Source organism: Nostoc sp. PA-18-2419 (assembly GCF_005869855.1).
Classification (GTDB): domain Bacteria; phylum Cyanobacteriota; class Cyanobacteriia; order Cyanobacteriales; family Nostocaceae; genus Nostoc.
Window position 1 is genome coordinate 76,343 of record NZ_SZNH01000023.1, and the last position, 20,912, is coordinate 97,254.

Genomic DNA, 20,912 nt, shown 5'->3' on the forward strand with positions numbered 1-20,912 from the left:
TTCTATCGATGCTTCGGACATCTGCTTGCTGCTCTAAGCAAATTCTTTGGCCGCAAAATATAAAGAATATACAAAGCTCAATAGGTATATATCAGCAAATAATATAAAGAGTATGCAAAGATATCGCTTGGAATGACATGTAAGTAAATATTCTGTATTAAGTTAGTATAATGTTATCAGATGTTTTCTATTTCTCGGCTAAGCACTCCAAGGGCGATCGCCCATGACAAGGGGATGACAATTATTTTGCCTATCTCCTATTAAAGTTCCCTATTAAAAAACCAAATATGAAGTGTGTATTAGGCATTCAAGCTTTAATTTTTTGATGTTTTTTGAGAGATGCCGGGATTTGATCGCGCCTGAGCTACCAATCGAGGATAATTAAAAAAGCCTGCCTGAAACGACGGATTGTACTGAATCCACACCCTCATAAATTTCTACAGTGCTTAAGACTTAAATAGTCCTTAATAGTTGGATAAGTACTACAACAGCACTAGTTAAAAGCTGAATCTTCACAGAAAAATTCTAAACCCTCAAGGGTGAGATTTAACTGTGTCGAAAGCATCTACTTTCGGCTAACTTTTGTGTTCTCAAACACTAGCAGTAACTTGAGAACTGAAATTACTTCAAAAATTTATTCAGGGAAGAAAAAGTAATGGCAAATATCATTGGAACAAACGCAAACGACACTTTACTGGGCACTAACAGCGCAGACACAATTAACGGTAAAGCTGGCAACGATATCATCACAGCAAATCAGGGTAATGACACCTTAACCGGTGGCGGTGGTAACGATATATTTGTTTATAATTTTGGTGACGGTACTGATACAATCACTGATTTTGGTGGTGTAGGTGAAGGCACAAATCCCTCAGCAGCAGTCATTGCCGAAGTAGATACTATTAAATTTGAAGACTTCACAGCCAGAAATATGCTACTCACCCAGAATGGCAGCAATCTGGAAATTACCTTTGAAGGAGTAGATGATACAAAAGTCATTCTACAAAACTTTAAATTAGAAAACTTGGAGAACCTGAAAGCTTCTGGAACAAAACCAGCTATCGGCAATATTCTATTTTCTAACCAAACTAGTATCACGGACAGTTTTAATGTTCTCGATGCCAACTCGACAGAAACTAGCCTGGGTATCAAGAATATGGTTACTTTTCTTAATGACCTCGACAATAATATTACGGGTTTAGATAACTCAGATGATGTTGTCAATGGTCAAGGGGGCAATGACAAAATCGACGGCAAGAGTGGCAACGACCTTTTAAGGGGTGGTATCGGCAATGATACTCTCATTGGTGGTGTAGGCAATGATACTCTTATTGGTGGTGCAGGCAATAACATCCTCAAGGGTAATGCTGGTGACGATTACTTGATTGCTGACTTTTTAACAGGCAATAATCTGTTGGATGGTGGCGATGACAATGATTCTCTATTTGCATCTGGAAACCAGTACCTACATACTGTTGCCTCAGGCAATAATACCCTCAAGGGTGGTGCTGGTGACGATTTATTGAATGCAGACATTTCAACAGGTGATAACTTCCTGGATGGAGGGAATGGTAATGATAGTCTTTCTGCTCAAGGCGACTACTATTTTGACCAAGGCAGATATTTACAGCTCTATTTTGCCTCAGGCAACAACACTCTCAAAGGCGGTGCTGGTGACGATAGATTGAATGTTGACATTTCAACAGGCGATAATCTACTCTATGGGGGCGTTGGTGACGATTTCTTGACTGCTAGAGATTCAACAGGCGATAACCTACTCTCTGGGCAGGATGGCAATGATGCACTCATCCTTTCTAGCTCATATCTTGATGGAGTGTCTGGTAATAATACTCTCAAAGGTGGTGCTGGTGATGATGACTTGGAAGTGACAAATATAACAGGTAATAACCTATTAGATGGTGGCGATGGCAATGACACTTTTATTTTAGAGCAATTATCTACTGTCGTTTCCTCCTCAGCAACTCAAACGGTAGATGGAGGAACAGGTAACGACGATGTTTTGTACATCAATTTCTATTATGGCGATCCTAGTGAGCCAATCACATCTACTTTCAATGCCAGTACTAACACTGGCGCAATTACGGTGGGTACAAATCAGGTTAACTACAGTAATATTGAACGATTAGGTATTAGAGGTACATACTACGACGACAATATTGTCGGGACTAATGGTAACGATACACTCTACGGTGGCAGTAACGGCAATGATACGATTATTGGTGGTAAAGGTAATGATTACTTGGATCTCGACGCTTCAACAGGTAATAACCTGCTCTCTGGAGACGATGGCAATGATTCTCTGTTTGCCGATGGCATCTTGAGATACTACCGCGAAGATTTGCTGTCTGCCGATGCTATCTCTGGCAATAACACCCTCAATGGTGGTGGTGGTAATGATATTTTGAATGTTAACTTTTCATCAGGTAATAACCTGCTCTCTGGAGGTGATGGCAATGATTCTTTATTTGCCTCTGCCGAGTTCGACGACACCAGCAACGGCAGATATGACTCCTCTGGTAGTAACACTCTTAACGGTGGTGCTGATGACGATTACTTGGATGTCAGCTACTCATCGGGGGATAATCTACTCGATGGTGGCGATGGTAATGATATTCTCACAGCCTTTGATGCTACTGGTAAGAATATCCTCAAAGGTGGTAATGGCAACGATATCCTCACAGGTGGCAAAGGTAATGACAGCCTCTATGGAGGAGGTGGTACTGATACCTTTGTTTTCAATAGTTTCAATCAAGGTGTTGATAGGATTTATGACTTCAATGCAACAAATGAACTGATTCAGATATCGGCTGCTGGTTTTGGTGGCGGCTTATCACCAGGTTCACTTGAGACAAATCAGTTTAGAATTGGAGCATCTGCAACCACTAGCGATGACCGATTTATTTATAACTCTATTACAGGTGCATTGTTCTTTGACTCTGATGGCAGTGGGGGTGCATTTACTCAGGTACAATTTGCACAACTTACTGCTGGGTTATCATTAACCAACAATAATTTTGTAATTGTTTAATTGTGATTAATACTCTATCACTCTAAGTAGAGAAAATAGAAAAACTTTGGAATGCGAAGTGTCTAGAGTAGCACTTCGCATTAGATAGCATAATAATCTCCATGACAGAACTCGAGCAGTCGCCAGGGTCAAAACTCCCAGGAAACCGTGCCTTGAACCGTAAACGGGGCACCAGGGTTAACAGTGGTTCTAGTTCGGCTAGCTTCAATGTAGTCAACATTGAAAAGATTCTTGAAGTTCAGACCCAGACTCAACTTATTTCGCCGATAAAAAACGCTGGCATCAGTCCGCAAGTAGCTATCTACTTTAAAGTCGTTAGCCAGATCCCCCTGGCGATCGCCTACGTAGAATAAACCCAAGCCAAAGCCTAGCCCTTGCAAACTCCCAGTTTGAAGTTCATAGGTTGTCCACAAAGAAGCAGCGTTATATGGTACGTTATAAAGTTGGTTTCCCTGTTGCCCATCGTTGCTTTTTGTAACTTTGGCATCGGTGTTAGCGTAGGAGGCGATAATATTCCAGCCTGGAAGAATCTCGCCTGCAATATCCAACTCAATGCCGCGACTTCTCTGCTCTCCAACTGGGATGACAAAATTTGTATTGTTAGGATCGGTCGTGGCGACGTTGCTCTTGGTAATTTCGTAAGCAGCTAGGGTTAATGTCAGCTTGTTATTTAAAAATTCACCTTTGACACCAACCTCATACTGAGTACCGCGCTCTGCTGGAAGCAGTGAACCATCTACAAGAGTTCCTGAATTGGGTTGGAATGATTTACTGAAGCTAGCATAGAGTGAAATTGGTTGAATCGGTTGGTAGACAATCCCAACCCGTGGCGTAAAGGCATCATCTTGTTGATCTGAAGTAGACTTTTGATCGACTAAATCGAAGCGTCCTCCGAGCAGCAATTTTAAATTGTCAGTGACTGTTACTTGATCTTGCAAAAAGATGCCCAAAAAATTTGTTTGATTATTGATCGCATAGACCACTGGAAGCTGATCTTGATAGGGACGAGGAACGGTTCCATAAATGGGGTTAAAGATATTAATACTAGGAGCAGCATCAACGTGATAATTGATATTATTTGTTGTCCTTTCCAAATCAACACCAAATAGAAGCGTGTGCTTGACCCTACCAGTAGAAAATTTTCCAATTAAATCGTTTTGCAGCAAATAGTTCTTGAAATTAACTGGGATATCAGCCCAGTTTCTACTCAGTTCCCCAGTCTGCTCGTTTAAACTTCCAGCGGAAGCACTACGGTATCGGGAGTCACTCACAGTGAATCGAAACCGACTGCGAAGCTTCAAGTCTTCGCTCAAATTATGTTCTAAACGGTATCCCACCGTGTCCTGTGTTCGGCTGAAATTATCATCCCTTTCATTTAAAATCCGATCAAAGGGAATATTTGCAACTCCTCTACCAAAGGCAATCAGTCCGTCATCAAGAGGTCGCTTCTCATCTAAATGTTCAAATTCCAGGGTCAAGTTGGTGTGTTCGTCAATCTTCCAGTTCAACACAGGTGAGACAAAATAACGTTCAATTTCTTGGTCCAAGTCTCGAAAATATCCACCGTGCTGATAAACTGCATTCAACCGATACAGCAGTGTACGCTCTGGGTTTAATGGACCTGATAGATCCGCAGTCGGTCGCACAAGACCAAAACTTCCGGCTTGCACTCCAAAAGAATAAAAAGGATCTCTGAGTGGTTGTTTGGTGACAAAGTTGATCGCTCCACCAGGGTCTACATTGCCATATAGTACTGAAGCGGGTCCTTTGAGTACCTCGATCCGTTCTAAATTAGCGGTTTCCACCAATTTCTGGTCAACGTCTCTAAAACCATCACGTAGATTAACGTTTTGCTCAAAACCACGAATGGAAAATATGTCTTCAGCACTGCCGCCAGATGGTATTGACTGTTGTACACCACTAACGTTACGCAACGCCTCTGAAGCTTGAATGACTTGTTGATCCTTTAGCACTTGTTGGGGTACTACTTGAATCGACTGAGGAATGTCACGCAGGGGTGTATCAGTCCGGGTAGCTGTTGAGGCATCTGGCACGTTGTATCCGTCTTGCTCTCCTGTTACCACCAACTCAATTGGCTCATCACCACTAGTTGACGATTGACTTGGTTGTGTCTGGTTTTGCTGCGGCTGCGGTTGTTGCGCCCTTGGTGCAGTACTCGCCACAGAGAAGATCAGACCTTCGTTTGGACTGTCATACAACTCAACCTGTGGTGCAAGAGTTTCCCCCGTCACCGTAACTCGGATAGTATTAGCATTAAAATTCGTGACTGTTATCTGTGTAATACCTGCAATTGGTTTATCTGACCGGAATGTGAATGCCTCACCAGAAGGAAGGCGCAGTTGAGCATTGGGAACATCAACAATGAAGTTATCGCCAGCACTGCGATTCACCAATTGCAACTCCTGTCCTTTGGATGTCTGTAAAATCACCTCCACACCTTTATTAGTGGGGTTTGCCTTGACATCAGTAACTTGCACGATTTCTGATACTGGCGACTGCACTAGCATTTGGGCGGTAGTGAGCGGCAGTTTTATTTCGCGGATACTAGAAATATTAGAAATATTTTTCTCAACTGTTTGTGCCCAAACAGGCTGAACGCCCAATCCTAGCAGCGCACTTATGATTAACACCACTTGTTGCCACTGATTTATCATTACATCCTACCCTGACAAGCCTTCTCAAGAAGATTACTGGATGGACTAGTGTAAGTGAAAGAAATTTTGTGCTTTAGACGGACTTTTTTTGTGCTTTAGACGGACTTTTTCTGCTGCATTTGATATTCTTTGGGGCTAAGACCAAACTTTTTCTTAAATGCGGCTGTAAAGTAGCTGCGACTGGCAAAGCCAATACTATCTGCCACCTCAATTACTTTTATCTCTCCAGTATTGAGGAGTTGGCGTGCTTTCTCTAGGCGATAGTCGTGTAAGTAGCCAAAGGCAGTTGTACCAAACACTCGGCGAAATCCTTGTTTGAGACTGCGATCATTTAATCCTACTTGCTTTGCTAACTCAATCAAAGATGGTGGATTGTCAAGATTTTCTAGCAAAATATTTCTCGCATGGTGAATGCGATCAATATCATTTGGCTTCAGTGCGGTGGGATTGTGTCTACCTTCTTTTGCTTCCAATTCCTCTTCTACCAGCAGTGTCATTAATTCCAGCGCCTTGCTTTCGAGATACATCCGCTTAGTCAAACCTTGGTACGGACAGCACAGAATTTGCTGCACAAGTCCTTGCATTACTGGTGTAGTTGTTCCCAGACGCTGATACAGTTCTTGAGTGGGTTGCCGGAGCAGATGCTGTAAGGACGAAGAAACTTCTTTTTGGGCATTGCCTGCAAATGAGCGAAATAGTTCCTGTGTCATCCAAACAGATATAGCAAGATGAGGTTGCGCTGTTGAACTGGTTCCAATTTGGCTTGGTATTGTACCACCGCTAGAGAAAAGGTGCTGTCCTGCTCCGCCTGCTAGATAATTTCCCGTATGAACATCCCTGCCTTCGCCGCTTCCTGAAACCCAGAAGTCGTATGCGACAAAATCACCTCCACGTTCTGGAACTTTGATTATTAAGCGATCGCGCAGTTGATAATTACTAATTAGTAACCCTAATCCTTCTCGCAGTTGAATATCTCGGCAATATCCTTTACCAAACTCGGATGGATATTGCCAAAGAATATCAAACTCATCTGAGGGGTCGTAGCGTTGTCTGGTTGGTTCATCTTCAAAAAAGATTTCCCAGAAAGAATTGCGCGAAATGCTAATGGTCATTTTGGGACTGAGCGATAATTGCAATACTTGCAATAGTTTCCCATGAACTGAGGTGTGGGGCGATTTCTATTAACAAGCCATACCCTTCGAGTTCTCCGTTTGCATAGCGTCCTGAAGGGAAGGAGTACGGGTTCGGCAGTCGCACCCTCCCCCGATGCCTTGGGGAAGGTTGGGGAGAGGTAAAATTGCTTCTAGCTTTTTAAGATTAATATTGCTCGGCTATTTTCAAAGGTTGAGTTAAGTCTCTTGAATGCCATCCAGAAGTAAACTGACTACTCCTTGAGCTACTCATATCAGAGGGCTAAGATGCAGTGCTTCAGATGATGTTGCTAGCAATTGCCTAAAATTGGGTGGAAAAACCAGTCAGACTTAGGTTGTACTTTTGCTGTGGTGGTTCTTGGAGGAGTTTGTGAATCGAAAAATATCAGCAAGAGAGTTTGCCACACTAGCAGGGTCAGGGGAAGCAAGCGGTTAGGGAAGCAGCAGCTGGACTGCGCTCTGGATTTACGGGTAAGTAATCCACTTCGCAACTAGCAAATGAGACACACGCCGCTTCTCTCCGTCTTGAGTGAGAGGAACTATTGTACTATCTTGTCTAAGATAGTAGAGTCGCTCTTAATGACTCGCCCAAAAAGGAATGAGCAGCGGCAACAACCTATCCCAGTAGACTTATTTACCTGCTAAACAAAATTAGCCAACACATTACGCAAGTTAATTCAACTGTTATATAGCACTTTACACCACCTGACATGACTGAACACAATCCGATCAACGAGCAAAGTAAGCAGAAGGCTCTAGACTCTTTTCGTCAAGAAGCTGGGGAATATCTGACCACCAATCAGGGAGTGCGGGTTAACAGCACAAATGATTCGCTTAAAGCTGGATCTCGTGGCCCCACATTGATAGAAGACTTTCACTTCCGCGAGAAACTGGCACACTTTGATCGAGAGCGCATTCCAGAGCGGGTAGTTCATGCGCGAGGAGCAGGTGTTCATGGGTACTTCCAGCCTTACGAATCCTTAGCAGAATATACAAAGGCCAAATTTCTTCAAGATCCCTCGGTTAAAACTCCTGTCTTCGTTCGATTTTCTACGGTTGCTGGGTTTCGGGGTTCGGCTGATACCGCCCGCGATGTACGTGGATTTGCTGTTAGGTTCTACACTGAAGATGGCAACTACGATATAGTCGGCAACAATATTCCGGTATTTTTTATCCAAGATGCGATCAAGTTTCCTGACTTGATTCATGCTGTGAAACCCGAACCGCACAACGAGATACCCCAAGCGGGAACCGCTCATGATAATTTCTGGGACTTTATCTCGCTCGTGCCAGAATCGATGCACATGATTATGTGGATACTGTCCGATCGCACCCTGCCCAGAAGTTACCGAATGATGCAAGGATTTGGGATTCACACTTTCCGCTTTGTCAACGAACAAGGCAAAGCTAGATTTGTGAAATTTCACTGGAAGCCGATTCTCGGCGTGCATTCGATAGTATGGGATGAGGCGCAAAAAGCAGGCGGAAAAGACCCTGATTTCCATCGCCGTGATTTAGGGGATGCGATCGAAATGGGCGACTATCCAGAATTTGAACTTGGGGTGCAGATTGTCGAGGAAGAGGACGAATTTAAGTTTGATTTCGATATCCTCGATTCTACCAAGTTGATTCCTGAAGAATTGGTTCCGGTGAAGCCAATCGGCAAGATGGTACTCAACCGCAACCCAGACAACTACTTTGCCGAAACTGAACAAGTTGCCTTTCAACCTGCCAATGTTGTACCAGGCATAGACTTCTCGGATGACCCCCTGCTGCAAGGTCGGATCTTCTCCTACGCTGATACGCAAGTACACCGTTTAGGAAGCGCAAATTATACCGATTTACCAATTAACCGCCCTGTTTGTCCGTTCCATAATAACCAGCGGGACGGCGTTATGCAGTACAACATTCCCACTTCAAAGGTAAACTACTTCCCGAATTCTCTGGGTAATGGTTGCCCGATGAACGCTCCGGAAAATCTTGGCGGCTTTGTCAGCTATAAGGAGCAGGTGGAAGGTAATAAAATTCGAGAACGCAGCCCCAGTTTCCAAGACCACTTCAGTCAGGCAACTTTATTCTGGAACAGTTTATCCGAGCCGGAGAAAGAACACTTAGTCAAAGCCGCACATTTTGAGCTGGGCAAAGTGATGAACGCCGCCGTCAAAGAGCGGATGCTAGAGTTATTTAACTCTGTGGATCATCAACTGGTAACTCGCATTGCTGAGGGACTTGGCTTACCTGTTCCTACAGAAGTTAAACCAAATCATGGGCAGAAATCTCCAGCACTCAGTATCCAAACTATGCTAGAGAAGATGCCAGAAAAAACGATTAAGAGTCGCAAGATTGCAATTCTAGCGGCGGATGGTGTAAATGCTCAGGAACTTAGCACACTCCAGCAAGCACTAACGCAGGAGGGCGCTCAGGCAAAAATCGTTGCGACTCATGGCGGTAAAATCAAAGGTGATGATGGTCAGGAAATCCCGGTTGAGATGACCTTTGATACAGCTGCTTCTGTGATGTTTGATGCAGTGTATGTACCTGGTGGAGCGCAGAGTATCAAGGCGCTCAAGCAGGAGAAAGAAGCAATTAACTTCATTAACGAGGCATTCAAGCACTATAAAACAATCGCCGCCACCAGCGAAGGGGTTGAACTACTATCGGTGGCTAATATTGCGGGCGTGAAGTTGTCGCAAAATGGGGCGCGCTCTGACAAGGGTGTGGTGACTTCTAGTGAATCTGATTTGAAATCTATAGCTGATGATTTTATTAGTGCGATCGCTCAACATCGTCATTGGATGAGATTTCAAAAGGAAATGGTACCTGCATAGGTAGTTTCTAATAGAAGTCATGTAGGAAAAAGAGTCCATTTCCATCTAGATTTTGCAAGCGATCGCATCAGCTATCAGGTAGTGCGATCGCTTTTCATTTGTGACTCAAAATTGTTAGGTGAGTGGATAATTTTTTCGCCATCTAAGCTATCTAATATCAAACAGTTGGTTCTTTGTATTTGACTCCTCGTTTTTTGTGACAGTTATCAGCAACGATATAATAAACAATGCTGCGTAACCGATTGATTGCATCGACCGGAGGATACACTGCTAAACCATTCGCAGGAGAAAAACTCAGATTTTCCCCAAAGTCAGTTTCTTTAGAAGAATTAACCTTTTGATGCTTAAGTGTCAATCGCCAAGCAAGTAAATTTTAACGCAGATATGACTTAAACCTTATTGAGAATAGGGAGACTTTCCATAATTCATCTTGCTAGCCAGAGTGAATTTAGCTCTCAAGCCGAAGACACATTTCTGCTCACTTGGGAAGACCGCATTAATGTTAAGTAGGTGAGTGGGAAAATTTATCGTTGAGATGAGGCAGGAGGCAAGGAGCAGGGGGCAGGAGAGAAGAGGGTTTTTTTAGTTAATTTTTATTCACATAGTTTGGTTTTATTGTGCCGACTTACTTAAAGATTTAAATAAATGCTTAAAAAGCAAATTATCAAAACTGCGCCAACTGCTATATTTTTGTAGCATGAGCTTTCACTTTAAACATGATTAAATAAAATTTCATAACTCTAAAGTAATAAAGTAAAAATTAAGTTGTAATTCTAAAGAGAGATGTACAAATATTTTTGGAATACATRATGAATACATAAAACTAAATAAAAAAGTTTACCTCATAGGAGATGTGAAGATGACAGATGTAAGTAATACCAAAAAAAGTATTAGTGTTGACAACTTGTCTCCTTACTTATTCCATTTACAAGCTTTACCTGCTACTCAGCATAACGGTGGGAATTTACGTGGTGGCAACGAAGAGAATTGGCCAATTCTTGCTGGACAAAATGCTGCCATCTATTTGATCCACCTCGAACCTGGTGGGGTTCGAGAACCACACTGGCATCCGAATGCGTGGGAGATAAACTATGTTATCTCAGGTTTAGCTAAGTGGGTTATTCTTGGTACTCAACAAGAGAATTATACTTTTGTTGCTGGCAAAGGTGATGTTGTTTTTGCCCCTCAAGGCTTCTTTCACTACTTTGAAAATGCTAGTGAACATGAAAAGCTTGTTGTTTTGGTTGTTTTTAACACTAGTACCTCCGAACCACACAATGATATTGGGATTACCAACTCAATCAGTCTCATCCCAAATGATGTTTTAGCTGCGATATTCGGTGTGTCACCTGATTTGTTTAATAATTTACCAAAGACTATAAAGCCTGTGACTATTGTCAAGAAACAGCCATTCAATTGTTAATTTCATTTATAGCTGTAGTCGTACTCTTTAGGACATAATGACAAGCGTGAAAGCTAGGAATAGTAATAGTTTTACCTCCAGCATAGCTACCCTGTGCCTCCTGCTATAGTTGCATAGTGTCCAGCAAGGGTTTCAAAGATTAGGTGCGTTTGCCCTGGTTTGCCCTGTATTCAGGATTAATTGCACGTTGGTTATCGCAAAAGCGAATTAGTGCAAAAAAATCATCAACTGCAAAATCTAAACTAAGAATACTAGCGACTTCATTAATAAAAATAAACAGTTTTTTTGAGAAAAATGAAAATAACAATTCGCTAAACTTGATTCATATCACATATCCACTAACTTGAAGCACTAGTATAAAACCGTAATGCAAATCGCCAAAACCAAGTAGAAACGAGAAATAACATTACAGCCAATACTCCTGCACCCATCAACCAAGTAATTTGACTTCGACCTAGCAGCGCTTGAGATGGTATAGTAGTTAAAAAAGCTACTGGTATTACATAAGTAAAGAAAACGCGGTAAACAGTTGGAAAAGCTGTAATTGGATATCTCCCTGCTTCCAATAAACCACGCAGCACTTCAGTAACATTGTATATTTTAACAAACCAAATAGTCGTAGAACCAAGTATAAACCACAAGCTATAGAAAATCACCAAGCCAAACAACAACGGCACTACACTCAGTAGATAGTTGTTTATTTCTACGCCGAGGCGTTGACCTGCATAGCCAATGATGATGCAGCCAAAGATTAAATCTGGTAGTCCCCAAGGTGAAATGGTGTGGGTGGACAGCCAAAACTGACTGCGAATAGGTTTCAATAATATAAAGTCAAGAGTGCCTTCTTGCACATGGCGGACAATGCGATTCAAGTTTGGCGCCAGAAAAGTGGTAGCAAATCCTTGCAGTAAAGTAAAAATTCCCAGAACTACTAAAGCTGCTTCCCATGACCAGCCAGCAAAGGTATAGCCGGTACGGTAAAACAAGAATAATCCAAAGACGCTGCCGATAAGATTCCCCAAGCTGGTTAGGGTAGCTATGAGAAAGTTGATGCGATACTCAAACTCAGCTGCGATCGCTGCACTCCAAAATAGTCTTAGTACTTTCCAATATCTTTGCATCTTGCACCCGTGAGCCGATATTAATTTTAAAATAACAAAAGAACTTTATGTAAATTTAATATTACTTTTTATTTAAGAAAATTATTGAACGTTAAGATCTGGTGGATCTATTATTCAAAGCTCAGAAGTTTTATGCATCTAGATTTACCACAACTGATTAAATCACTCGGCTACTTTGGGGTGTGGGCAATTGTTTTTGCTGAATCTGGCTTGTTAATTGGTTTTTTTCTGCCGGGAGATAGTTTATTATTTACCGCTGGATTTCTGGCATCTGTTCCCAACTCACAACTTAACATTTGGGTTCTGATTTTTGGTGCTTTCGTTTGTGCAGTCCTTGGTGATAATGTTGGCTATGCGACAGGATACAGATTTGGCAGAAGATTATTTCAGAAAGAAGATTCATGGTTGTTTCATAAAAAACACTTGGTAAAAACCCAAAATTTTTATGAGAAGCATGGCAAAAAAACGCTCGTTTTAGCACGTTTTACACCGATTATTCGTACTTTTGCGCCGATAGTAGCAGGAATTGGTGCTATGCATTACCGCACATTTATGTCTTACAACTTAATTGGTGGCTTCCTGTGGACGTTCGGAATCACTATATTAGGCTTTTTCTTAGGAAAATCCTTACCACCGGAACAGGTAGATAAGTATTTGTTACCAATTATTGGATTAATTATAGTTATTTCTTTAGGACCATCAATTATTCATATTATCCAAGAAAATAGAGCAAAAAAAGAGTGAAAATATCTCATAATTCAGAATTCAGGAGTCAGAAATCAGAAGTTAGAAGTTAAAATTCAGGATTAAAGGATAAAGCGGTTTGAGTTTTTCAACTACTCGTATTGTTGTATGACTTCCTTAAACATCAATCTCTACCTATTGATAGAAAACCTGATTTTTTTCGTCATTGCCACGCTTTTTATTGTGATTGTTAACCAGGGGTGGAAAAACGCAAAAACCTACACTTTGCCTTTACCATTTCCCGGTTGGTATAAAATTTGGTTTGGCTCAGTGCAAATACTAGGAATAGTACTGCCGTTAATAGTAATGTTGTTATGGGGTGTTTGGTGGAGCGATCGCACTGTTTTAACTGTGCTTGGTTGGTATTTTATCGTATTAGCGCTACAAATCATTTCCGAGACAGTCGCCTTAAGAAAGTTCCAAAATGTAGTATGGGTAATGGTTCCTTATGTATATTTACCGTACCGATTCTGGCAGTTATATGAGGGTTTAACAATTTTAGGTTCTGAAACTCAATTGCTGTGGGTGCGATATTTTTTAATTTTTCTACTGGTGCTGTGGATTGTCAATTATGCCATAGATGTATCTCAATTGCCACGGCTGTTTCGCTGGGAAGTCGAGCAGAAATAATTAGATGAGGGAATTGGGAGTGTTGAGTGTTGACTAAGGTAAATTCATATCTGGAATCAGCAACGCCTTATTTTCTTTGTCCCCTTGTCTCCCCACCTCCCCCACGCCTAATTGTATTTAACTGCTCAGAAACTCTCCAAAACCTGATAGCGTCAAACAAAGGAAAATATTTTTCTGGACGTTAGAGCTTGAAAACGCGTTCTAATTACTGGCTACTGTTACCTTATATCCAACCTCAGTGGCGAACTATCACTAAGGGATTTATTGGCATTTTCGGATACGTGCTGGCGACATTAGTGTTAATCAATCTTGCTGGCAAATTGGCAATTCCTTTGGCCCAAGGTAATCTAGTAGCGATCGTCCAAATAACTGGAACCTGTGCCTTAATCTTTCTTGTGAGAGGCTTGTTTCAGGCTATACAAGATATGTACATGGCAAAAGCTGCTTTAAAAGTTGCTTTTTATCTGCGCCAACAACTCTACACACATCTTCAAAAGCTAAATCTCAGTTATTTTGAAACCACGAAAGCAGGTGATTTATCTTACCGTCTCACCGAAGATGTTGACCGAATTGGGGAAGTGGTAAATAAAATATTTCATGACTTTATTCCCTGTGTTTTGCAGTTAGTTGCAATTGCGATTTACATGATTTATCTGAATTTGCAATTGACACTAGCAACGATGATAATTGCACCACTAATCGCTATTTTAATTGGCTGGTTTGGCGAACTCTTACGCAAGCATTCTTCAAAAAATCAAAATCGCGTGTCGGGTTTATCTGCCATTTTCTTGGAAGTTTTTAATGGTATCCGTTTGGTACAAGCTTTTGCGGCGGAAAACTACGAAATTGCCCGCTTTGGCGATGAAGCAGAACGCAATTTAAAAGCAAAATATTCAGCAGAACGCTTAAAAGCAATTAAAAGTCCCATCCTGGGATTTTTGTCAGCCTCAAGTGTCTTATCTTTACTGATAGTGGGGGCGTGGCAAATTTCCCAAGATAATTTGACAGTAGCCAATTTTTTTAGTTATCTGGCGGCGGCGGCGCTGTTAGTTGACCCCATCAGTCACATTACTAAAAACTACAACGAATTTAAGCAGGGTAAAGCATCTGTTCGCAGAGTTTTTGAATTGATGGCAATTCAGCCGACAGTCATCGAAAAGCCAAATGCGATCGCTCTACCTCCAGTCAAAGGCGAAGTAGAATATCGTCATGTTTCTTTTATCTATCAAGCGGGCAAACTCGTATTAAAGGATATCAGTTTGTTGGTATCACCGGGTGAAGCGATCGCTGTTGTAGGTACTTCTGCTGCTGGTAAAAGCATATTCGTGAATCTCTTACCCCGTTTTTACGACCCCAAAACTGGTCAAATCTTAATTGATGGAGTTGATATTCGGGATGTCAAGCTACATAGTCTGCGGCGACAAATTGGCATTATTCTCCAAGAAAGCATCATGTTTTCCGGGACAATTGCCCAAAATATTGCTTTTGGGCAAGACTTTTTTGATATGCAAGCAGTGACAGCAGCAGCAAAAATTGCTAATGCCCATAAATTTATTAGCGAATTACCAGAAGATTATCGTACTTGGGTGGGCGAACGTGGAGTAAACTTATCATTAGGACAAAGACAAAGAATTGCGATCGCTCGTGCTGTTCTCCTCAACCCGAAAATCTTGATTCTTGATGAAGCGACATCTGCATTAGATTCTGAGTCAGAAGTATTGGTACAGGAAGCCTTAGAAAGATTAATAGAAAACCGGACAGTGTTTATTATTGCCCATCGTTTATCAACAGTTAGAAGGTGCGATCGCATTTTAGTTCTTGAACAAGGACAAATTGTCGAATTAGGAACCCATGAAGAATTATTAGCCCTAAACGGTCGCTATGGGCAGTTTTATGCTCAGGAATTTAGTTAGAAATTCTCTTTTTTCCTGTCCTCTGCCCCCTGCCTCCTGCCATAACTATTTTCTCAATTGAATTTGCTGTAGTAAATCATAAAAAGGTTGCCAATTATCTTCTTGAACAATTGGTTCCCAAATCGATTCAATTACAGGTCTTAATAATGTTGTTTTTGGATTATGAAAAGCTAGAGTTTGGGCGATTGTATCTAGGCGATCGCTATCTAAATCATTCAAGATTTTATGGTACAATATACACCAATCATCAAAAATTCCTGACGCTCCCGGTACTGGTACAATATCAGAAGTATTCATCACAAAACCTGGCTCATCTCGCCATTTAGCTGAAAAGGTGCGAGCCATCTCATAAAAAAATTCATGATAACCAACTTTGCTATTGGTCAAAAATTCAATTGTTAAATTTAATAGTTCTTTAGCCTGCGGATGTAGCAACTCTCTAAAACCCAATTTTTTTAACATTAAAGAACTGTATTCCGCTTGATAGTATTCATCAAACTTTGCTAATCCAAACTTCATATCGTCTTCAGCAATAATCGCCTTCAAAGGTTCCTGAAGCATTTCTAAATTTAATTGGCAAACGCTTGGTTGATGAATGTAACAATAGCGTCCAAAATAATCAAAATATGCAGCTATATAGGATGGGTTATAATTAGGAATAAACGCATAAGGTCCATAATCAAAACTCTCTCCTGTAATCGACATATTGTCAGTATTGAGAACTGCATGACAAAAACCAGCAGCCATCCACTGTGCTGCTAATTCTGCTACCCGTTTCACTAGTTCGGCATAAAACAAGGCATATTTATTTTGTTTGGCGTCTAAATCTTGATAATATTCCTTGATTACGTGGTCTAACAACTTCTGAGTTAAATCTGGACGCTTCAAATAGTGTAAACGCTCAAAAGTACCGAAACGAATATGAGAATTGCTCATCCTCACCATTACACATGAACGGGTAGGTGATGGTTCATCCCCCCGCCACAACGATAAGCCGTTTTCAATCATGGTCAGACAGCGCGAGGTACGTACACCAAGGTAATGCAGTGCTTCCGCAGCCAGAACTTCCCGCATTCCGCCTTTAAGCGTCAGCAAACCGTCGCCACCACGGGAATAGGGCGTTCTGCCAGAACCTTTAGTACCAAAATCGTATAATTTGCCATCAGTACCCCGTACCTGCCCGTAAAGAAAGCCTCTGCCATCGCCCAATTGCCGATTATATTCGCCAAATTGATAGCCGTGGTAACGCATTGCCAAAAAGGGTTTGCGCCCCTCAAATTTGCCAAAAGCTGTGATGAAATCTTCATCTAGGACTACTTGGGGGTCAAGCCCTAAGCGCGGTAATAGTGCATCATTACGCCAACGCAAGATGTGTTGGGGAAATTCCGCTGCTGCAACCTCATCATAGTAGTCATCGCCCAGAGATTCCAAGGCGCTTTCGTAGTTGAGGGAGAGAAAAGGATTGCTAGAATTTTGGGAGTTTGGAGTTTGGGCCAGAGTCATTACAAGCAAAACTTAATTCATTCTTTCCCTTAATACTACCTCTGGCTTGGACATCAGTATCGACATCTTCTCAATTACGAATTATTTTAAGATTTAGGTACTTGCCAATTAGGATTTGTGAGACTTGTTAAAATATGATCTTCCCATTGTCCATTGATTAATAAATAGTCTCTAGCATATCCTTCAATCACAAAACCGAGTCTTTTTAGCACATTGCCACTACGACGATTATGAGGCATATAATTAGCCATAACCCGGTGAAAATTTAATTCCTCAAACAGATATTTAATTGCTAATCGTAATCCTTCTGTCATATAGCCTTTGCCTTGCTTTTTTTCAGCAAGACTATATCCTACATAGCAAAAATGAGCAGCTCCAAGAACAAAATTACTAAAGTTGATAGTTCCAATAATTACAGTAGGATTTTTTTTATTAAAAATAAATAGCTTCAAGGACTGTCCATTGATAAATTCCAGAAAATTATTCTCGATTTGATACTGCCAATACTCTTGAGTGAAAAAACCATMAGCCCAAAGAGGGTAGAATGGAGTCAGATAAGTTTTATTATCAGTAAAGTATTTGATAATTTGCGGTATATCCTCTAAAATTGCCGCTCGCAATAATAGGCGATCGCTTCTAATTAATGGCAGTTCTAATTTCATTGGTTGTTAGTCGTTAGTCATTGGTCATTGGTCATTACTTATTTCTCTCCCCATCTCCCCATCCCCCCATCCCCCAACTTTTCCTGAGTATTTTTACTATTAATCTGTTATTCCTGCAAAATCTTGATAAGCTGATGTCTAAATATCTAGAGCCGAAGGATTGAGAGCTAATGGGTAATTAAGAACTTCAATAAAATTCATTTGCCCAAAGGCTGTACCAGAGGAAACTCAACCAAAAGACAGCTCTTGATAAACCTAGTCTACAAGAAGGATAGTGATGTCGGGAATACGCTACGATTGGCAGGAATTAGAGATTGGGGCGATATACAACACGCCTTTGCTAGAGCTTATTTATCAAGCTGCTAGCGTGCATCGCCAATATCATGACCCAACAAAAATCCAAGTTTGTAAGCTGATATCAATTAAAACTGGAGGTTGTCCAGAAGATTGTAGCTACTGTGCCCAATCTTCCCGCTATCAAACAGAGGTAAAGCCGCAAGCACTCTTAGAAAAGGAAACAGTAGTTAGCATTGCTCAAAAAGCTAAAGAAACTGGTGTTAGTCGCATCTGCATGGGTGCTGCTTGGCGTCAGGTACGGGACAACTCACAATTTGAAGAAGTCCTGGAAATGGTCAAGGATGTGACAGCAATGGGTTTAGAAGTATGCTGCACTTTAGGGATGTTGACACCAAATCAAGCCAAGCGATTAGAAGCAGCCGGACTTTACGCTTATAACCATAACTTGGATACATCTCAAGAATATTACAGCACAATTATTACCACAAGGACATATAGCGATCGCTTGAACACAATTGAGAATGTCCGTCAAACAAATGTTACTGTCTGTTCCGGCGGTATCCTTGGTTTGGGCGAAACTGCCGATGACCGAATTGCCATGTTGCAAACTCTAGCAAACTTGCAGCCGCATCCAGAGTCCGTACCAATTAATATTCTCTCCCAAGTACCAGGCACACCCTTAGAAAATCAGCCTGATGTCCCCATTTGGGATATTGTACGGATGATTGCCACAGCCAGAATTTTAATGCCAGCTTCCGATGTCCGTTTGAGTGCTGGTAGGGCTAGACTTTCTCAAGTCGAACAAGCTTTGTGCTTTATGGCAGGAGCCAATTCTATCTTTTCTAGCGACGACAACAAAATGTTGACTGTGACAACTCCGTGTCCAGATTATGATAGCGACAAAGAAATGCTGAATTTACTTGGTTTAGGAATGCGTCCGCCTTCCCAAACAGAGGAAAAACTAGCAACTCCAGCAGTTGTGGGATAAATATCTTCTCTGATGGGCGTCTCGCCCGTCCTTAGTCAAACAAGGGCAGGCTTTGAAACCCGCCCCACAAGAGTCTTGGTTAAATTATCTTGGCAGTCCGCAGACCGAAGAACAAACCAAGGGCTATACCAAAGAATAAACCCAAGAAGACAATGTAAGCTACGATTGCAAACATTTATTTTTCTCCACAATACTTCCTAAATCTATTGAATCATTAGATGTTGGATATTGGGCATTGAGAGTGCTAACTGTTGACTGTTGGGGATTGGGTATGAGGTAAGCGGGGAATATGGGAGGAAAAGGAGGTGTGGGAGGATGGGAAAGAAATCTTGCCCCCCTCTCTCCCCACACTTCCCTATCTCCTCATCTCCCCACACTCCCCCCTCCCCCCTCTTCCCAGATTGCGATAGAATACAGCCCACAGGCGCTTGTTTGGGGTTGGGCAATGACTTCTGTAATTAATGTAAATTTACCAGAGCAGTCTTATGAGATTGCGATCGCACCTTCAAGTTTAGATCGATTGGGTCAACACATGGCCAGTCTGAAGCTAGGCAAAAAGGTACTGCTGGTTTCTAATCCAACAATTTTTAAGCATTTTGGGAAAAGAGCCATTGCATCGCTGACATCTGCTGGGTTTGATGTTGCTAGCTCCACCCTACCACCTGGGGAACGCTACAAAACCCTCAACTCCATCCAAAAACTCTATGATGTTGCTTTGGAAAACCGCCTAGAACGTTCTTCTACTATGGTGGCTTTGGGGGGAGGTGTGATTGGTGATATGACTGGTTTTGCCGCCGCCACTTGGCTACGGGGCATTAATGTTGTGCAAGTGCCTACCTCTCTGTTGGCAATGGTAGATTCGGCAATTGGTGGCAAAACAGGCGTTAATCATCCCCACGGTAAAAACTTAATTGGGGCATTCCATCAACCACGCTTGGTTTTGATTGACCCAGAAGTATTGAAAACTCTTCCAATGCGCGAGTTTCGCGCAGGAATGGCAGAAGTTATAAAGTACGGTGTGATTTGGGATGCCGAATTGTTTGCCCAGTTGGAAGCAAGTAAACGCCTCGACCAACTCCGCTATGTCAAACCTGAACTGATAGACACTATATTAACCCGCTCTTGTCAAGCTAAAGCTGATGTTGTTAGCAAAGATGAAAAAGAAGGTGGGTTACGGGCTATTCTCAACTATGGACATACCATCGGTCATGCAGTGGAAAGTTTGACTGGTTATCGAAGCGTGAATCACGGCGAAGCAGTGGCAATTGGCATGGTAGCAGCTGGGCAAATTGCTGTGGAACTGGGAATGTGGCAAAAGGAAGATACCGAACGTCAAAATGCTTTAATTCAAAAAGCAGGTTTACCGACTCAGTTACCAGCTGGGGTAGATATTGAAGCAATTATTCAAGCCTTGCAGTTAGATAAAAAAGTTAAATCAGGCAAAGTGCGCTTTATTTTGCCAACACAAATTGGTGTAGTTACAATTACCGATGAAGTGCCATCAGATATTATTCGCCACGTATTGCGAGGGATTTGACCAAAGAAGCGATATTTACTTTGATGGTTGGAGTAACTTTAATACAACTTACATCCGTAAATAATTTATCCAAAATTAGAGAGATAGAAAATATGGCGTTGCTGAATAAAGGGATGAATTAATTTATATAGGTACAATTTGATACTTCAAATAATGAAGTAATAATTTAATTGAGTGTCTCAGCATTTGTTCTGATTTGGAATAGCATAAAGTTTTTCTGTGAAGGCGTGCAAGATAATGACGTAATCGGGTATTTTCATTTTCTACTCGCGTCATATATGTTTTACTCACAATTTGATCTCCATTGGGTATAAAACTAGGGTAAACTTTCCAGCCATCGGTCACATAAAAATAGCTTTCCCACTGTTTCACAATTTCCCATAATGGCTCA

The 20,912-nt window shown here is 41.5% G+C and carries 16 protein-coding genes; 8 read left to right on the plus strand and 8 right to left on the minus strand.

Annotated elements, in window-relative coordinates; translation table 11 throughout:
- Positions 1-655: 655 nt before the first annotated feature.
- Entirely contained in the window at positions 656-3,049 is a 2,394-nt protein-coding gene (locus FCR06_RS34640; RefSeq protein WP_138503470.1) for a beta strand repeat-containing protein, read from the plus strand.
- A gap of 128 nt (positions 3,050-3,177) precedes the next feature.
- On the opposite strand, the gene FCR06_RS21895 is transcribed toward FCR06_RS34640, so the two are convergent.
- On the minus strand, positions 3,178-5,724 hold the full coding sequence (locus FCR06_RS21895; RefSeq protein WP_138503472.1) for a TonB-dependent receptor: 2,547 nt from the start codon (positions 5,722-5,724) through the stop codon (positions 3,178-3,180).
- A gap of 95 nt (positions 5,725-5,819) precedes the next feature.
- A complete protein-coding gene (locus FCR06_RS21900) occupies positions 5,820-6,836 on the minus strand; it encodes an AraC family transcriptional regulator (protein WP_138503474.1) in 1,017 nt (338 codons plus the stop codon).
- Positions 6,837-7,585: 749 nt separating this feature from the next.
- Here FCR06_RS21900 and FCR06_RS21905 point away from each other — a divergent pair.
- Positions 7,586-9,703 (plus strand): catalase, encoded by a 2,118-nt coding sequence (locus FCR06_RS21905; protein WP_138503476.1) that lies wholly within the window; start codon positions 7,586-7,588, stop codon positions 9,701-9,703.
- Positions 9,704-9,860: 157 nt separating this feature from the next.
- Here FCR06_RS21905 and FCR06_RS21910 read toward each other — a convergent pair whose 3' ends face one another.
- Positions 9,861-10,058 (minus strand): hypothetical protein, encoded by a 198-nt coding sequence (locus FCR06_RS21910; RefSeq protein ID WP_223280228.1) that lies wholly within the window; start codon positions 10,056-10,058, stop codon positions 9,861-9,863.
- 504 nt (positions 10,059-10,562) lie between these two features.
- Between FCR06_RS21910 and FCR06_RS21915 the strand changes: the two genes are divergently transcribed.
- Positions 10,563-11,126, plus strand: a complete 564-nt coding sequence (locus FCR06_RS21915; protein ID WP_138503478.1) for a cupin domain-containing protein — start codon at positions 10,563-10,565, stop codon at positions 11,124-11,126.
- Positions 11,127-11,464: 338 nt separating this feature from the next.
- On the opposite strand, the gene FCR06_RS21920 is transcribed toward FCR06_RS21915, so the two are convergent.
- Positions 11,465-12,247 (minus strand): ABC transporter permease, encoded by a 783-nt coding sequence (locus FCR06_RS21920; protein ID WP_138503480.1) that lies wholly within the window; start codon positions 12,245-12,247, stop codon positions 11,465-11,467.
- A 132-nt stretch (positions 12,248-12,379) separates the two neighbouring features.
- Here FCR06_RS21920 and FCR06_RS21925 point away from each other — a divergent pair, with 132 nt between their 5' ends.
- The 3 genes from FCR06_RS21925 (at position 12,380) to FCR06_RS21935 (ending at position 15,534) form a co-directional block, all read left to right on the plus strand.
- Entirely contained in the window at positions 12,380-12,991 is a 612-nt protein-coding gene (locus FCR06_RS21925) for a DedA family protein (RefSeq protein WP_138503481.1), read from the plus strand.
- Positions 12,992-13,099: 108 nt separating this feature from the next.
- The gene (locus FCR06_RS21930) at positions 13,100-13,621 is read left to right on the plus strand and encodes a hypothetical protein (protein ID WP_189523517.1); all 522 of its coding nucleotides are present in this window, start codon (positions 13,100-13,102) and stop codon (positions 13,619-13,621) included.
- Between the two features lie 188 nt (positions 13,622-13,809).
- Positions 13,810-15,534, plus strand: coding sequence for an ABC transporter ATP-binding protein (locus FCR06_RS21935; protein ID WP_138503483.1), 1,725 nt, complete (start codon positions 13,810-13,812; stop codon positions 15,532-15,534).
- 45 nt (positions 15,535-15,579) lie between these two features.
- Here the strand turns inward: FCR06_RS21935 and FCR06_RS21940 are convergent, their stop codons facing one another.
- On the minus strand, positions 15,580-17,037 hold the full coding sequence (locus tag FCR06_RS21940; protein WP_138503485.1) for a protein adenylyltransferase SelO: 1,458 nt from the start codon (positions 17,035-17,037) through the stop codon (positions 15,580-15,582).
- An 86-nt stretch (positions 17,038-17,123) separates the two neighbouring features.
- Positions 17,124-17,699: a GNAT family N-acetyltransferase gene (locus FCR06_RS21945; RefSeq protein WP_138503487.1), complete on the minus strand. Its 576-nt coding sequence runs from the start codon at positions 17,697-17,699 to the stop codon at positions 17,124-17,126.
- Between the two features lie 277 nt (positions 17,700-17,976).
- On the opposite strand from FCR06_RS21945, the gene bioB reads away from it, so the two are divergent.
- On the plus strand, positions 17,977-18,984 hold the full coding sequence (gene bioB, locus FCR06_RS21950; protein ID WP_189523518.1) for a biotin synthase BioB: 1,008 nt from the start codon (positions 17,977-17,979) through the stop codon (positions 18,982-18,984).
- Positions 18,985-19,063: 79 nt separating this feature from the next.
- Here bioB and petL read toward each other — a convergent pair whose 3' ends face one another.
- Positions 19,064-19,159: a cytochrome b6-f complex subunit PetL gene (gene petL, locus FCR06_RS21955; RefSeq protein ID WP_138503491.1), complete on the minus strand. Its 96-nt coding sequence runs from the start codon at positions 19,157-19,159 to the stop codon at positions 19,064-19,066.
- Between the two features lie 270 nt (positions 19,160-19,429).
- On the opposite strand from petL, the gene aroB reads away from it, so the two are divergent.
- Entirely contained in the window at positions 19,430-20,521 is a 1,092-nt protein-coding gene (gene aroB, locus FCR06_RS21960; protein WP_138503497.1) for a 3-dehydroquinate synthase, read from the plus strand.
- A gap of 123 nt (positions 20,522-20,644) precedes the next feature.
- On the opposite strand, the gene FCR06_RS21965 is transcribed toward aroB, so the two are convergent.
- Positions 20,645-20,912, minus strand: a 268-nt coding sequence (locus FCR06_RS21965; protein ID WP_138501583.1) for an IS1 family transposase, incomplete at its 5' end; no start/stop codon positions are given.

Excerpts from the sequence above, each read along its gene's own strand:
- FCR06_RS34640 (WP_138503470.1), top strand. The coding sequence starts at position 656 with ATGGCAAATATCATTGGAACAAACGCAAACGACACTTTACTGGGCACT.
- FCR06_RS21895 (WP_138503472.1), bottom strand. The coding sequence starts at position 5,724 with ATGATAAATCAGTGGCAACAAGTGGTGTTAATCATAAGTGCGCTGCTA.
- FCR06_RS21900 (WP_138503474.1), bottom strand. The coding sequence starts at position 6,836 with ATGACCATTAGCATTTCGCGCAATTCTTTCTGGGAAATCTTTTTTGAA.
- FCR06_RS21905 (WP_138503476.1), top strand. The coding sequence starts at position 7,586 with ATGACTGAACACAATCCGATCAACGAGCAAAGTAAGCAGAAGGCTCTA.
- FCR06_RS21915 (WP_138503478.1), top strand. The coding sequence starts at position 10,563 with ATGACAGATGTAAGTAATACCAAAAAAAGTATTAGTGTTGACAACTTG.
- FCR06_RS21920 (WP_138503480.1), bottom strand. The coding sequence starts at position 12,247 with ATGCAAAGATATTGGAAAGTACTAAGACTATTTTGGAGTGCAGCGATC.
- FCR06_RS21925 (WP_138503481.1), top strand. The coding sequence starts at position 12,380 with ATGCATCTAGATTTACCACAACTGATTAAATCACTCGGCTACTTTGGG.
- FCR06_RS21930 (WP_189523517.1), top strand. The coding sequence starts at position 13,100 with ATGACTTCCTTAAACATCAATCTCTACCTATTGATAGAAAACCTGATT.
- FCR06_RS21940 (WP_138503485.1), bottom strand. The coding sequence starts at position 17,037 with ATGACTCTGGCCCAAACTCCAAACTCCCAAAATTCTAGCAATCCTTTT.
- bioB (WP_189523518.1), top strand. The coding sequence starts at position 17,977 with ATGTCGGGAATACGCTACGATTGGCAGGAATTAGAGATTGGGGCGATA.
- petL (WP_138503491.1), bottom strand. The coding sequence starts at position 19,159 with ATGTTTGCAATCGTAGCTTACATTGTCTTCTTGGGTTTATTCTTTGGT.
- aroB (WP_138503497.1), top strand. The coding sequence starts at position 19,430 with ATGACTTCTGTAATTAATGTAAATTTACCAGAGCAGTCTTATGAGATT.